Here is a 14,166-nt window from a genome sequence, read left to right as displayed (position 1 = left end):
GCGGGGCCTTGACCGAGGCCGTCCGTCGTGTGAGGCGACCGGCCGTCCGCGGGCGCGCAGGGCGTGTGAGCTGCGGGGGCGGGCGGTTTCGTCGGGAATGTGGGGGTCGGGCGTTCGGGTTCTCCGGGGTTAGGGTCATAATGACGAGAACCGATTCCGGAGGAGGGCTCATGATCCCTTCCGTGCTCCACGCCCCCGCGCCCGGCTGGACCGCCGAGGCCGACGTCGTCGTCGTCGGCTCCGGCATCGCCGGACTGGTCACCGCACTGCATTGCCGCCCGCACGGGCGGGTCCTGCTCGTCACCAAGGCCCTCCTGGACGCCGGGTCGACCCGGTGGGCGCAGGGCGGGATCGCCGCCGCGCTCGCCCCGGACGACAACCCCGAGGACCACCTCGCCGACACCCTGACCGCCGGGGTCGGGCTGTGCGACGAGGACGCCGTCCGGGCGCTCGTCACCGAGGGGCCCGACGCCGTCCGCGGTCTCATCGAACTTGGCGCCGCCTTCGACCAGGCCGCGGACGGCGGTATCGCGCTGACCCGCGAGGGCGGCCACCACCGGCGCCGCATCGCGCACGCGGGCGGCGACGCGACCGGCGCCGAGATCAGCCGCGCACTCCTCGCCGAGCTCAAGGACTCCGGCGTCGAGGTCATCGAGCACGCGCTCGTCCTGGACCTGCTGAAGGACGCCGCCGGACGCGCCGCCGGGATCACCCTCCACGTGATGGGCGAGGGCCAGCCGAACGGCGTCGGCGCCGTCCGCGCCCGCGCCGTCGTGCTCGCCACCGGCGGGCTCGGCCAGGTGTTCTCGACCACCACCAATCCCGAGGTCTCGACCGGCGACGGCGTCGCGCTGGCCCTGCGCGCCGGGGCCGAGGTCGCCGACCTGGAGTTCGTCCAGTTCCACCCGACCGTGCTGTGGCTCGGCGACGGCGCGACCGGGCAGCAGCCGCTGATCTCCGAGGCCGTCCGCGGCGAGGGCGCCCACCTCGTCGACCACGCCGGCGAGCGCTTCATGGTCGGACGGCACGAACTCGCCGAACTCGCCCCGCGCGACGTGGTCGCCAAAGGGATCATGAACCGGATGCGCGAGACCGGCGCACCCTGCATGTTCCTGGACGCGCGCCACTTCGGCGCCGCGATGTGGGAGTCCCGTTTCCCGACCATCCTGGCCGCGTGCCGGCACCATGGCATCGACCCCGTCACCGAACCGATCCCCATCATCCCCGCCGCGCACCACGCCAGCGGCGGCGTCCGCACCGACCTGCATGGCCGCACCACCGTCCCCGGCCTCTACGCCTGTGGCGAGGCCGCCTGCACCGGCGTCCACGGCGCCAACCGCCTCGCCTCCAACTCCCTGCTGGAGGGCCTGGTCTTCGCCACCCGAATAGCCACGGCCCTCTACACCGACCTTCCTTCCGCAACCCCGACCGCCACACCTGCGACCGGCCCGTCCTCGACCGGCCCGTCCACGGCCAGCGTGTCTGCAACTGCCGAGTGCGCCGTGCCTGCGGGTGCTGAGCCCGTCGTGTCAACAACTGCCGAGTCCGTCAGGGGTGCGGCGGAGGCGGCCGGGGACGGTGCGGCTTCGGAGCAGGGGTGGTTGGTGGGGGCTGGGTGTCGGGGGGAGATTCAGCGGATCATGACCTCTCATGTCGGGGTGCTGCGGGGCGCCGCGGGGCTGGAGCGGGCGGTGCGGGAGTTGGAAGGGCTCGCGGGCGGGGACGCCGAGCCCGGGGTGGCGGCCTGGGAGGTCACCAACCTGTACACCGTCGCGTCCGCGATCGCGCTGGCGGCGCGGCGGCGGGAGGAGACGCGCGGGAGCCACTGGCGGGAGGACTTCCCCGAGCGGGCGGACGGCGCGTGGCGCGGGCATCTGGTGACGCGGCTGACGGGGAACGTCCTGACGACCACGTACGAACCTCTGGAAGGAAAGCGCTCATGACACCTGAACTCTCGCAGCGCCTCAGCGCCGCCGGGCTCGATCCACAGGCTGTGGAAAACCTCGTCCGGACGGCGCTGGCCGAGGACGGGGAGGTCGACGTCACCAGTACGCCGATCTTCGCGCCGGACGAGACCGCGGCCGGGGACCTCCGGGCGCGGGAGACCGGTGTCGTCGCCGGCGTCCCGGTGGCCTGCGCGGTCTTCGAGGCGCTGGACGTCGCCTACGAGGCGAAGGCGGAGGACGGCGACCGCGTGGTGCCGGGGCAGGTCCTCATCTCGGTCAGCGGGCAGACCAGGGCCGTGCTGAGGGCCGAGCGGACGGCCCTGAACCTGCTCACGCACCTGTCCGGCATCGCGACGGCGACGCGGCGGTGGGCGGACGCCATGGACGGCACCAAGGCCCGTGTACGCGACACCCGTAAGACCCTTCCGGGGCTGCGCGCCCTGCAGAAGTACGCCGTCCACTGCGGCGGTGGGGTCAACCACAGGATGGGCCTGCACGACGCTGCGCTCATCAAGGACAACCACATCGCGGCGGCCGGTAGCGTCACGAAGGCTTACGAGGCGATCCGCGCCGTGTACCCGTCCCTGCACATCCAGGTGGAGTGCGACACTCTCGCGCAGGTGCGGGAGGCGCTGGAGGTGGGCGCGACGAGCATCCTGCTCGATAACATGACCGACGCTGAGATGGCCGAGGCGGTGCGCCTTGTGGCGGGGCGGGCGGAGCTTGAGGCCAGTGGTGGCCTTACCCTGGAGCGGGCCCGAGACGTCGCCGTTACCGGGGTGGACTACCTTGCCGTCGGCGCGCTGACGCACTCGGCGCGCGTGTTCGACATCGGCCTTGACTTTTCCTGACCAGCGGGGACCTGATGCTGCTCACCATCGACGTCGGTAACACCCAGACCGTCCTCGGCCTGTTCGAGGGCGACGAGGTGATCGAGCACTGGAGGATCAACACCGATCCGCGGCGCACCGCCGACGAGATCGCGGTGGTCCTGCAGGGCCTCGTCCAGCAGAGCCCCCTGCTGGCGGAGACCGACATCAGCGGCATCGCGCTGTGCTCCACGGTCCCGTCCGTCCTGCACGAGATGCGGGAGATGTGCCGCCGCTACTACGGCGACGTGTCCGCGGTGATCGTGGAGCCGGGCGTCAAGACGGGCGTCCCGGTCCGCATGGACAACCCCAAGGAGGTCGGCGCCGACCGCATCGTGAACGCGCTCGCCGCCGTCCACACGCACGGCGGGCCCGCGATCGTGGTCGACTTCGGCACCGCGACCACGTTCGACGCCGTGTCCGCGAAGGGCGAGTACGTCGGCGGCGCGATCGCCCCGGGCATAGAGATCTCGATAGACGCGCTGTCGTCGCGCGGTGCGCAGCTGCACAAGATCGAGCTGGTCCGGCCGCGCAACGTGATCGCGAAGAACACGGTCGAGGCGCTGCAGTCGGGGATAATCTTCGGCTTCGCCGGCCAGGTGGACGGCATCGTCGAGCGCATGTCGGACGAGCTGGCCGAAGACCCCGACGAGGTGACGGTCATCGCCACCGGCGGCCTCGCGCCGCTCGTGCTGGAGGAATCGCGCAGCATCGACGTCTTCGAGCCGTGGCTGACGCTCATCGGGCTGCGCCTCATCTACGAGCGCAACACCCCGTAGGGGACGAAGTCGTTCGCGGCGCGTCCGGCGGGCTGGATAGCCTTGGGACGTGAGTGACGAGACCTTCGACGAGCTCCCGGAGCAGATGCGCGTGCGCCGGGAGAAGCTCGACCGGCTCCGCGAGAGCGGGATCGACCCCTACCCGGTGACCTTCCCCCGCACGGCGACCATCGCCGAGATCCGGGCGAAACACCCGGACCTGGAGCCAGGCACCGAGACGGGCGAGAAGGTCGGCGTCACCGGTCGCGTCATGCTCATCCGCAACACGGGCAAGCTGTGCTTCGCCACCATCCGGGACGGCGGCGGCGACCTCCAGGTCATGCTGTCGCTGGCCAACGTCGGCCAGGAGCAGCTCGACTTCTGGAAGCGCGAGGTCGACCTCGGCGACCACATCGGCGTCGAGGGCGAGGTCATCACGTCCCGCCGCGGCGAGCTGTCCGTCATGGCCGACCGGTTCGCGATCACGTCGAAGTGCCTGCGCCCCCTGCCGGAGAAGCACGCCGGGCTGACCGACCCCGAGGCGCGGGTCAGGCAGCGCTACGTCGACCTCATCGTCAACGACGAGGCGCGCAAGATGGCGCGGATCCGCAGCGCGACCGTGCGCGCGGTGCGCGACTTCTGGCACGAGGAGGGCTACCTCGAGGTCGAGACGCCCATGCTGCAGCCCATCCACGGCGGCGCGGCGGCACGTCCGTTCAAGACGCACATCAACGCGTACGACATGGACCTCTACCTGCGCATCGCGATCGAGCTGTACCTGAAGCGGCTCGTCGTCGGCGGCATCGAGAAGGTCTTCGAGATCAACCGGAACTTCCGGAACGAGGGCGCGGACTCCACGCACAACCCGGAGTTCACGATGCTGGAGGCCTACGGCACGTACCTCGACTACAACGACATGGCCGACCTGACCCAGCGGATGTACCAGAAGGCCGTCGTCGCGGCCCTGGGCACCACCGTGGTCGTCCATGACGGGGTGGAGATCGACCTCGGGCTGCCGAAGTGGCCGCGCATCACGCTGTACGGGTCGGTGTCGGAGGCGCTCGGCGAGGAGATCACGCCGCACACGCCGATCGAGGACGTCCGCAAGCTCGCCGACGCCCGCGGCATCTCGTGGGACCCGAAGTGGGGGCAGGGCAGGCTCGTCCAGGAGGTCTTCGAGGAGCTGATCGAGCACACGCTCGTCCAGCCCACGTTCGTCATGGACTACCCGGTCGAGACGTCCCCGCTGACCCGCCAGCACCGCGAGGAGCCGCTGCTCACCGAGAAGTGGGACCTCATCGGCTTCGGGACGGAGCTCGGCACCGCCTACTCCGAGCTGGTCGACCCGGTCGAGCAGCGCCGCCGGCTCACCGAGCAGTCGCTGCTCGCCGCGGGCGGCGACCCGGAGGCCATGCAGCTGGACGAGGACTTCCTGCGCGCCCTGGAGTACGCGATGCCGCCCACGGGCGGGATGGGCGCCGGCATCGACCGGATGATCATGGCGTTCACCGGCAAGGGCATCCGGGAGACGATCCTGTTCCCGCTGGTCAAGCCCGAATAGTGACCGGCAGGTCGCGCAGGCCCCGCAGGACGAGGTTGTCCCGGTAGACGAGGCCGCCGCCTGCGGCGTCGGTCCCGGCGAGGGCCACGTCGCGCTCGAAGAGCTTCTTCAGCGCGACCTGGCCCTCAAGCCGGGCCAGTGGTGCGCCCAGGCAGAAGTGGATGCCGTGCCCGAACGACAGGTGACGTGGCGCGTCCCGGCCTTCGGTGTAGCGGGTGAGGTCGAGACGGTCGGGATCGTCGAAAACGGCCGGGTCGCGGTTGGCGGCACCGGTCAGCAGCAGGACGAGCCTTCCGCGTTCTACAGGCGTACCGTCCAGCTCGACGTCCTCTAGGGCCGCCCTGAGCGTGAGCTGGACGGGCGGGTCGTAGCGGAGGAGCTCCTCCACGGCCGCTTGGACGTTCTCAGGCCGCGCCCTGAACAGCTCCAGTTGCGCGGGATCGCGCAGGAGCGCCAGAGCGCCGTTCCCTATGAGGTTCACGGTCGTCTCATGGCCCGCCACGAGCAGCAGTACGCACGTCGCAAGGAGTTCCTCCTCCGACAGGACGTCGCCGCCGTCCGAGACGCTCACGAGGGCGCTCAGGAGGTCGTCCTGCGGGCGGGCGCGCCGCTCGGCGGCGAGGTCCCGGAAGTACGCGGCGAACTCCTCGCGGGCCGTCTCGCGCCGGCCGATCTCGTCCTCCGGCAGGAGGAAGTCGGGGTCGAGGCCGCGGGCGAGGCTGTCGGACCAGCCCTTGAACAGGTCGCGGTCCCGTGGCGGGACGCCGAGCATCTCGCTGATCACGATGACGGGGAGCGGGTACGCGAGCGTCGCGATCAGGTCGACCTCGCCGGACACGCCGTCCAGCAGTTCGTCGACCAGCGCCTCGACCCGCGGCCGCAGCCGCTCGACGAGCCGCGGGGTGAACGCCTTGCTCACCAGCCGCCGGAGCCGGGTGTGGTCGGGCGGGTCCAGGGTGAGGAACGACCGGTTCCGGACCCGCGACTCGCGCCACAGCCCGCCGCCCTCCGGCCGGTGCCCGAACCGGGGGTCGCGCAGGACCTGCTCGCACAGGTCATAGGACGTGGTGACGCGCAGGCCGACCTCGGTGCGGTGCAGGCGGCGCCCACCGGCTGCAAGGCGCCGGTAGTGCGCGTACGGGTCGGCCCGGAACGCCGGATCTCCAGGATCGAAACCGAGCACCGCCGCGGCCTCGGCCTCCACGACCTGGGCTGTCCTGTCCTCCATATCCCCAGTCACCCGGAGATCAGACGACATGTCAATAGTGCTCCGGGCGCCGCGCGCACCGGGCTTGTCGTCTTGAAGGTCGGGGTTGATCGCTTTCGCGTGCTCCGCCCCGTCTCGGGGGCGAATCCGGCGGGCCGCAGGGGCCATCCCGCACGCGGTGACGGTGGCGGGCCGGGGCCTCATTGCCCCTGGCCCATGGTGGTCAGGCGCTTTCGCGGATCACCAGTTCGGGGCGCTGGACGACCTGCCGGTGCTGGTGCGACTTGCCCTCGCCGATCTCCGCCAGCGCCAGTTCGGCGGCCTCCCAGCCCAGCTCGCGGCGCGGCTGCCGGATCGTGGTCAGCGGGACGGCGGCGCTCGCGGCCAGCTCGATGTCGTCGTAGCCGATGACGGCGATGTCGTCCGGGACGCGGACGCCGAGCCGGGTCAGCTCGTTGATCAGCCCGATGGCCAGCAGGTCGTTGGCGCAGAACACGCCGTCCGGCCGCGGGGACAGGGCCATGACCTCGTGGGCGGCGGCCTGGCCCTCGGTGGGGCTCAGGGCGTCCTGGACGAGCGTGGCGGGCTCGCCGAGACCCGCCTCGACGAGGGTGCGGGCGGCGCCGTCGCGGCGGTCGACGCAGGGCAGCGGTTCCGGGACGCCCGTCACGAACACGATCCGCTCGCGGCCGATGCCGAGCAGCCGCGCGGCGGCGATCTCCCCGCCCGCGAAATGGTCGACCCGGGCCGAGCACGCGTCGGCCGAGTCGCGGTCGATCACCACGACGCTCATGCCCGCGGCGCGCAGCCGGGAGATGTCGCCGGGGTTCCCCCCGACGGGGATGATCAGGACCCCGGCGGCCTGCTGCTCCTCCAGGAGCTCCAGCGAACGGCGCTCCTTGGCGGACGAGTGGTCGCTGGAGAGCCAGAGGGCGTCGTGGCCCGCCTCGTTGAGGGCCGCCTCGGCGCCGCGCGCGACATCGGACGCGTACGGGTTGGCGAGGTCCTCGACGACGATGCCGAAGGCGCGCCGCGGCTGATCGCCGAACTCGCCCGCGGTGCGCTCGGGGCGCCGCCGGAGCCGCCGCGCGGACTCGTTCCGCACGAATCCGAGCTCCTCGATCGCCGCGCGGACACGGTCACGGGTAGCTTCGGCCACGAGGTCTGGCCGGTTTAGGACATTCGAAACGGTCCCAACTGAGACTCCAGCCCGCCTCGCGACCTCACGAATACTGGTCTGTGGCAACTCGCTCCTCGTCCCGACCCAGGAGTGTTTCCCCAGGTAGTGGAGTTATGCGCGGTACAGAGCAAATCGAGCGACTACGGAACGTCGCCGATCGGACGCATACCGCATTTGGACAGCGCTTGACGGGCCGGATCCGGCCGCCTAGCGTTCCGAGCCGAAGCGTAGCTTGAAACGATTCACGATCTTGCTCAGCGGCAAGACGCGGCGAGTCCGACGAGGAGGGCCGGATGCGGATGGCTGGCGATCTCATCCCGTCTCCCTCGGACGACCAACGAGTGAATCGTCACCCGGAGTTCCCCCGTACGACCCCGCAATCGGCCAGGCGGCCACCTCCGGCCAAGCTCGTGAGACAGCAAAGGAACCCGATGATCTAAGTCCGGAGGGCTCCGGACCCGGCAACCCAACGCGCGTACAGATCGAGGCCCAACCCGTGCCTGTGCAGCGGACGGCTGCATCCCCGCGGTCATCACCACGGACGAGGGAGGACGGAGTGGAAACAGCCACACTCGCACGTCGTGGCACCGACGATTTCGGGCTGAGCGAGGAGGAGATCCGGCTGCTCGCCCAGATCGCGAGCGGTGTCACCGCCGATGTGGCGGCACGCAAGCTGGAGCTGAGCGCACGGACCTTGCGGCGCCGGTTGCGGACGATCTGCGACCGGCTGGAGGTCAACACTCCTATCGAGGCCGTGGTGTGGGCGGCCCGGAGGCAGCTCATCTAGCCGGCTTCACCCCCCGACGCTCGCCAGGGGACGGGCGAGCGTCACCGAGAGATCCAGGCGGCGAACCGAACTCCGTCCGACCCCGCAGCGGCGGCGCCGGCGCCCTGGCAGGTAGGTCCCTGCAGGTGGCGTCGCCGCGGACGGCGTTCAACCCCCATGGATCCCCTAGTCATGCGCACATCCGCAGTCGCACATCCGCGGAGTAGGCGCACACCCACTCAGTCCTGCGCACACTCGTATTGCGCATGCGCTTCGGTGGCGTCCGGGACCGGGCGTGGGCCGGGTCAGGCGACGCGGACGCCGCCCGCGAAGGGCCGCCCGTCCATGGAGGCGATCTTCACGACGTCGCCGGTGTGCGGCGCGTGGATCATCTTGCCGCCCCCGATGTACATCCCCATGTGGTGCAGGTCGGCGTAGAAGAACACGAGGTCGCCCGGCTGGAGCTGGCTGCGCGACACGTGGGTGCCGGCGTTCCACTGGCTGCCGGTGTAGTGCGGCAGGTTGATGCCGACCTGCTTGTAGGCCCACATCGTCAGGCCGGAGCAGTCGAATGTGCTCGGCCCGGAGGCGCCCCAGACGTACGGGCGGCCGAGCTTGCCCATCGCGTACCGCAGCGCCTGGGCGGCCTTGCCGGTGCCGATGACGGGGAGCTTCGCGAGCTGGGATGGGTCCCGCTTGACGATCGTGCCGCGGACCTTCTCGTAGGCGTCGGTGACCTTCTTGCGCTGCGCGTCGAGCTGGGTCCGCAGCTGCTTGACCTGCGCGGCGCGCGATTCGGCGGACTTGCGGGCGCGCTGGGCGGCCTGCATCGCCTGCATGAGGCCGAGCACCTTGGTGCTGTCGCGCTTGGCGAAGTAGTTGAGGGTGGCGGCCTGGTCGAGGACGGCCTGCGGGTCCTGGGAGGCGACGAACGAGACCGTCGGATCGGAGCCGCCCTGCATGTAGCTGGTCGCGGCGAGGGTGCCGACCTTCTGCCGGATCGCCTGGAGCGACTTCTCCTGCCGCTCGGCGTTCTCGGTGGCGACCTCGGCGGCGCGCTTGGACTGCGCGAGCTTCACCTTCAGGCCGTTGTACTGCTCGGTGAGCTGCTCCAGCTGGTCGGCGAGCTTGAAGGCCTGGGAGCGGAGTTCTTTGGTGGACGGCTCGGGATCGGCGTGCGCGACGGCGACGGTGTGCGGAGCGGCCGTCAGCGCGACGAGCGCGCCGGCCACGGTGACCGCGCGGCCGCGGAAGCGTCGAAGGGAAGCAGACCGCGAGTGCTGCACGAGTTCTCCTCTCCTCGACCGCCTACCGGGTTAGCTGACGGGTTGGGGCCGGAGCAGCCCGTCCGCGAGCGTGCGCGGGCCAGGCCGCGGCGCTGCGGATTCACCCCTGACGGCGGCCGCTTCGGGGCAATCCCCGGAAACGCTCCGAAAGTGGGTCCCCGGCTCCCCGGGGCGCTGGTTCGCGGCCCGTGGACTCGGCGGTTCGGCCTCCGTTCTGCGGGTGGCCGATGTCAGCGATGGACACTAACGGAATGCGGATTGGATGCCAACCAGATCCTGTGAAGTCGCAGGTCGGACGGGCGGGGCGCGCTTCCGCCGGCGGCCTCCGCGGGCGCTCGGCGATGTGTTCTGGGTCACTTTTCAGCGGCGCGAGCGGCCTATCTAGTCGCTTTTATCTAGTCACCCTTCTGTCGTGCTCACCACGCGTATGCGCACGCCGACGTTCGGCAAGGTCCGGTGTTCGATAATCTCGCCTGTTTGTGGAGGTCGTGATCCGGCGTGCCCGTACCGCCGATGTCCAGGAGATCCGCAGGCTGGTCGATCTGTACGCCGGGTCGGGGCGACGCCTGCTGAAGAAGTCGACGGTCAAGCTGTACGAGGACGTCCAGGAGTTCTGGATCGCCGAGGACGTCCAGGACGGGACGCCCGGGCGCGTCGTGGCCTGCGGGGCCCTGCACGTCATGTGGGAGGACCTCGCGGAGGTTCGCTCCGTCGCCGTGGACAAGGGGTACGGCGGACGCGGCATCGGCCACCGCATCGTCGCCCGGCTGCTGGAGACGGCGCGTGAACTCGGCGTGCGGAGGGTGTTCTGCCTTACCTTCGAGGTGGACTTCTTCGCGCGCCACGGCTTCGAGCAGATCCTCGGTACACCGGTGTCGCCTGAGGTGTATGAGGAGCTTCTCCGCTCTTACGACGAAGGCGTGGCAGAGTTCTTGGACCTCGACCGGGTCAAGCCGAATACGTTGGGCAACACCCGGATGTTGCTTCGCCTGGAGGACTGCCCCAAATGAGCGATTCCCCCCACCGCGGACGGCGTTACCAACCGCCGCAGGGCCAGGGTGCCTACGGTCCCCCGCCCCCGTACCAAGGTCCCCAGTGGCAGCAGCAGCCACAGCACCAGCAGCCACAGCAGCAGTGGCAGCAGCCCCAGCAACCTCAGCAGGACTGGGGGCGCTCCTACGAGCCGTCCTACGACCAGTACGGCGACTCCCAAGGCTCCTATGGTTCCCAGGGCAGCGAGATGGAGTTGGCGCCCATTCACCGCAGGGCCGGCGCCAGGGTCATCGACAACGCCCTCGTCGCCGTCTTCGGGTTCGCGCTCATCCTGCCCGTGACGGTCGCCGCGTTCGGCCTGGGCGGTGAAGGCGGCAACGACGAGGAAGAGGCCGGCATCTGGAACTGGCCCATCATCTTCACCCTGTTCTTCGTCATGTCCGTGCTGCCGTTCCTCTACGAGGCCGTCCAACTGTCCATGTGGGGGCGGACGCTGGGCAAGCGGATCCTGGGCCTGGGCATCGTGCAGGCCCGTCCCGCGGGTGAGCCGATGAGCACGACGCAGGCGATTTGGCGCGCTGGGATCGTCCACGTCGGCTACCAGGTAGGTGTCTTCTTCTTCCTGGTCCTCGCGGTGATGGTGTGGGAGTACGCGGCGTATGGGATGGCGCTGGTCTGGGTGGGCGGTCTGATGGCCTACCTGTGGGCGATCTGGGACCAGCCTCTGCACCAGGCGCTGCACGACCGTTTCGCCGGCACGCTGGTCATCGACGAGCGAGGCACGTACGAGGAGTACGGCGACGACCAGTACACCGAGTACGCGGACTAAGTCCGCGATGGCGGTTTCCCTCGCCGACCCGGGGCAGCGCTTGCTCGCGCGCGTGGTCGACACGCTCATCGTCGGTGTGCCCGTCATCGTCGTCGTCCGCGAACTGGTGTCCGGGCACCTGGTGGACGTCGTCGCCCCGCCCGCCGTGGCGGGGTGCATGCTGCTGTACGAGGCGGTCCAGCTCGCCCTCTGGGGCCGGACGCTCGGCAAGCGCTTCGCGGGCATAGAGGTCGTCACTGCCCTGCCGGAGGGAACATCCGCCCTATCGGGCGCCAGGGCGGACCAAGAGGCCGCAGGGGGCGCTGGCGCCGCCCAGGGTGCGGGGGAGCCGGGTGCCGCGGCCAACGGCGGAGTGAGCTTCCTCCCGGCGTCCGTGCCGGGGTTCGTGCCCGCCGCCAAGCCCGAAGGGCCCGCCGCCGTGCCCGCGGAGGCAGGGACGCCCAAGGACGCCTCAGCCCCTCCCTCGCCCGAGTCCTCCCCCGGGGGCGCGCCGGAGGCCACTCACGCGGAGACAGCGGCCGAGGGGCTCGCTGAGCGGGTGGAGGCCGAGGCCCGGCCGGGCGTTCTGCAGTGCGTTCTCCGCGCGGCGGTTTATTCGCTGCCGATCGCGATCCGCCCGATTCCCGTGGCCGGTGTGCTGGCGAGCGTCTTCTGGGTCGTGAACGCCGGTGTCATCTTCGAGGGGACGCGCCGCCAGGCCGTCCATGACAGGCTCGCGGGGACGCTAGTGGTAAAGCGCGGGACGCCCGATTCCCCGGCCTTCTGAGGGCCACTCGCGCGCGTACGGGCACGCTCACGGCGCCTTGATCCCTGGTTACACGCCCGGATGCATCGCGGCACGAGGGTATTCGCTGCCTTCTACATGCTTTTGCGGAGAGATGGCCGGGTCTGTTTCGGACGCACGGGCTTGGCCGGGTCAATCCCAGCTCGTTCCGGTTACGGCCCTGAATCGAGCGGGGATCTGTCTCGTCCCGGATGCCGCCTCCGGATTGAATGCCCTTCGGCCGCCCCTTGCCGTGCCGCCTGCGGTGTCGCTTCTTAGCGGTACTGGACTTACTCTGGATGGGACAGGGTCTCACCCGGAACGGACTTTCCCGGGCCCATGCGCGCCGTGGGGCGGACAGGGCGGCGTTCGCCCCGGGGATCCCGGCCGGGCGGTTGTTGAAGTAGGCAACGGGCGGTCGGATTGTGCCACAATCACCTGATTTCCCTGGCTGAACCATGCGCGGCGCGGTTCGTCGGGGATCACGCTCGGCGACTTCCGCTCGCACCCCGCCGGAACCGATTTTCGGCCCGGCTCCCGGTCCGGTTATCTCTCCACATCCCCGGGTCAGGGCGATGATCTGTGCATTCCGTTGCCGGCTGATCTCCCGCGCATACCCGTCCGCATACCGGTCCCTTGCGCGCCCATACGCGGTTCCGTGCGGCTTCAGGCGTTCTCTCGCGGGCGTCCGGCGTCGTCCCTGGTCCCCGGCGGCTCCCGCCTCGGGCCGGACGGCGGGGCGCTCGATGATTCGCGGTGGGCGGGCGGGTTAGCGCCGTTACGTCAGCGTTAATCGTTGGCGGCGGTGCCGGTGTGCACCGCCTGTTAAGGTCCGATCAGGGACTTTCCGTCCGGAGCGGCTCCCGCGTCCGAAAGCCGGAGCTCCCGCAAACCCCGAACCCCGAGCCGTGCAAACCCGGGCCAAAGCGCGCGCGCCCGCCCAGGTCAGCGTGGTCCGCAGTGACACTGGTCACGCCGCGAAAACCTCGGCCCGCGTCCCGGCGCCCGCAAATTAGCGGATGCCGGGCCGTCACCGGTCCTCGTGCGTCCCGCCGACGCTCCGGAAACGACGAGGCCGATTACGCGCGGTCACCGGCGGAAGGGGACTTCGATCCCAGTGCCGGTTCATCGGGAGTGCTGGAATTGTCATCCGCGGAGTTCTCGGTATATCTTTGTCAACCGATTGAAGTTTGCTCCAGCCGAAAGGTCTGTCCCCATGGCACAGAAGGTTCAGGTGCTTCTCGTCGACGACCTCGACGGTGGCGAGGCGGACGAGACCGTAGCGTTCTCGATCGACGGCGCCTCCTACGAGATCGACCTGAGTGGCGCCAACGCAACGAAGCTGCGGGAATCGCTGCAGCCGTTCGTGGAGAAGTCCCGCAAGGCGGGCACGGTCTCGCGCCGCCGCCGGCAACGCGGCGCGTCCAGCCGGGAACGCAGCGCCGAGATCCGCGCCTGGGCCAAGAACAATGGCATCAAGGTCAATGAGCGCGGACGCATCCCGGCCCACGTGATCGAGCAGTACGAGGCGGCCAACTGAGCCGCTCGCCCGCCGCGGCCCGTCTCCGTTAGCGAGGCGGGCCGTTCGCTTCCGCGGAGTCGTTCGCTTGTGGCGTAGCCGTAATGGGGTTCGGCCCGGACACCGCGCGGTACAGAGGCGGCGCGGGCGGAACTCCGGCCCCATTCGGGAGGTTCGCCCCGCGCCCCGATCGACCTGCGGAAAGCCCCCGTTCGCTTGCGGCGTAGCGGGAACATGACGCACCGATGCGGTAGTTGGATGAGACTGAACAGCGCTTAGCTGGGGAACGTCTCCTGGTGGGAGTGCACCGGGCGGCCTCCTCGGGGCGGGCTAGCATGCGGAAGGACAGTTCCGGACGTTCCGGACTCTGCCCAACCGCTCTGTGAGGAGCGACGAGATGTTCGAGAGGTTCACCGACCGCGCGCGGCGTGTTGTCGTCCTGGCTCAGGAGGAGGCCAGGATGCTCAACCACAACTACATCGGTACCGA

12 protein-coding genes and 1 riboswitch are annotated in these 14,166 nt (G+C 70.2%); of the genes, 9 read left to right on the top strand and 3 right to left on the bottom strand.

What is annotated here, in order from left to right:
* Positions 1-170: 170 nt before the first annotated feature.
* The 4 genes from AB0K34_RS36330 (at position 171) to lysX (ending at position 5,134) form a co-directional block, all read left to right on the top strand.
* Positions 171-1,943, top strand: coding sequence for an L-aspartate oxidase (locus AB0K34_RS36330; RefSeq protein ID WP_364553337.1), 1,773 nt, complete (start codon positions 171-173; stop codon positions 1,941-1,943).
* Entirely contained in the window at positions 1,940-2,797 is an 858-nt protein-coding gene (gene nadC, locus AB0K34_RS36325) for a carboxylating nicotinate-nucleotide diphosphorylase (RefSeq protein ID WP_138640186.1), read from the top strand. The genes AB0K34_RS36330 and nadC overlap by 4 nt, the downstream gene beginning before the upstream one ends.
* A gap of 14 nt (positions 2,798-2,811) precedes the next feature.
* On the top strand, positions 2,812-3,594 hold the full coding sequence (locus AB0K34_RS36320) for a type III pantothenate kinase (RefSeq protein ID WP_138640185.1): 783 nt from the start codon (positions 2,812-2,814) through the stop codon (positions 3,592-3,594).
* Between the two features lie 85 nt (positions 3,595-3,679).
* A complete protein-coding gene (gene lysX / locus AB0K34_RS36315; protein WP_240808372.1) occupies positions 3,680-5,134 on the top strand; it encodes a bifunctional lysylphosphatidylglycerol synthetase/lysine--tRNA ligase LysX in 1,455 nt (484 codons plus the stop codon).
* On the opposite strand, the gene AB0K34_RS36310 is transcribed toward lysX, so the two are convergent.
* Positions 5,121-6,362 (bottom strand): cytochrome P450, encoded by a 1,242-nt coding sequence (locus AB0K34_RS36310; RefSeq protein ID WP_364553336.1) that lies wholly within the window; start codon positions 6,360-6,362, stop codon positions 5,121-5,123. The genes lysX and AB0K34_RS36310 overlap by 14 nt on opposite strands.
* 202 nt (positions 6,363-6,564) lie before the next feature.
* Positions 6,565-7,587 carry a LacI family DNA-binding transcriptional regulator gene (locus AB0K34_RS36305; RefSeq protein WP_171069323.1) on the bottom strand — a complete coding sequence of 341 codons (1,023 nt, stop codon included), beginning with the start codon at positions 7,585-7,587 and terminating at the stop codon, positions 6,565-6,567.
* A gap of 490 nt (positions 7,588-8,077) precedes the next feature.
* Between AB0K34_RS36305 and AB0K34_RS36300 the strand changes: the two genes are divergently transcribed.
* A complete protein-coding gene (locus AB0K34_RS36300) occupies positions 8,078-8,308 on the top strand; it encodes a LuxR C-terminal-related transcriptional regulator (protein ID WP_021591725.1) in 231 nt (76 codons plus the stop codon).
* Positions 8,309-8,592: 284 nt separating this feature from the next.
* On the opposite strand, the gene AB0K34_RS36295 is transcribed toward AB0K34_RS36300, so the two are convergent.
* Positions 8,593-9,573, bottom strand: coding sequence for an NlpC/P60 family protein (locus AB0K34_RS36295; protein ID WP_240808371.1), 981 nt, complete (start codon positions 9,571-9,573; stop codon positions 8,593-8,595).
* Between the two features lie 3 nt (positions 9,574-9,576).
* A riboswitch (cyclic di-AMP (ydaO/yuaA leader) is annotated at positions 9,577-9,783 on the bottom strand.
* A gap of 263 nt (positions 9,784-10,046) precedes the next feature.
* Between AB0K34_RS36295 and AB0K34_RS36290 the strand changes: the two genes are divergently transcribed.
* The 4 genes from AB0K34_RS36290 to AB0K34_RS36275 all read left to right on the top strand — a co-directional run bounded on the left by AB0K34_RS36290 (position 10,047) and on the right by AB0K34_RS36275 (position 13,698).
* Positions 10,047-10,583 (top strand): amino-acid N-acetyltransferase, encoded by a 537-nt coding sequence (locus AB0K34_RS36290; RefSeq protein ID WP_301177720.1) that lies wholly within the window; start codon positions 10,047-10,049, stop codon positions 10,581-10,583.
* Positions 10,580-11,395, top strand: a complete 816-nt coding sequence (locus AB0K34_RS36285) for an RDD family protein (RefSeq protein WP_301177716.1) — start codon at positions 10,580-10,582, stop codon at positions 11,393-11,395. The genes AB0K34_RS36290 and AB0K34_RS36285 overlap by 4 nt, the downstream gene beginning before the upstream one ends.
* Before the next feature lie 7 nt (positions 11,396-11,402).
* The gene (locus AB0K34_RS36280; protein ID WP_240808370.1) at positions 11,403-12,161 is read left to right on the top strand and encodes an RDD family protein; all 759 of its coding nucleotides are present in this window, start codon (positions 11,403-11,405) and stop codon (positions 12,159-12,161) included.
* 1,213 nt (positions 12,162-13,374) lie between these two features.
* Positions 13,375-13,698 (top strand): Lsr2 family protein, encoded by a 324-nt coding sequence (locus AB0K34_RS36275; RefSeq protein ID WP_067629101.1) that lies wholly within the window; start codon positions 13,375-13,377, stop codon positions 13,696-13,698.
* Positions 13,699-14,166 lie beyond the last annotated feature (468 nt).

This window comes from Actinomadura sp. NPDC049382, from assembly GCF_040677125.1.
Lineage (GTDB): Bacteria > Actinomycetota > Actinomycetes > Streptosporangiales > Streptosporangiaceae > Spirillospora > Spirillospora geliboluensis.
Note: the sequence above shows the minus strand (reverse complement) of the source record. Positions and strands in the feature narration are given on the sequence as shown.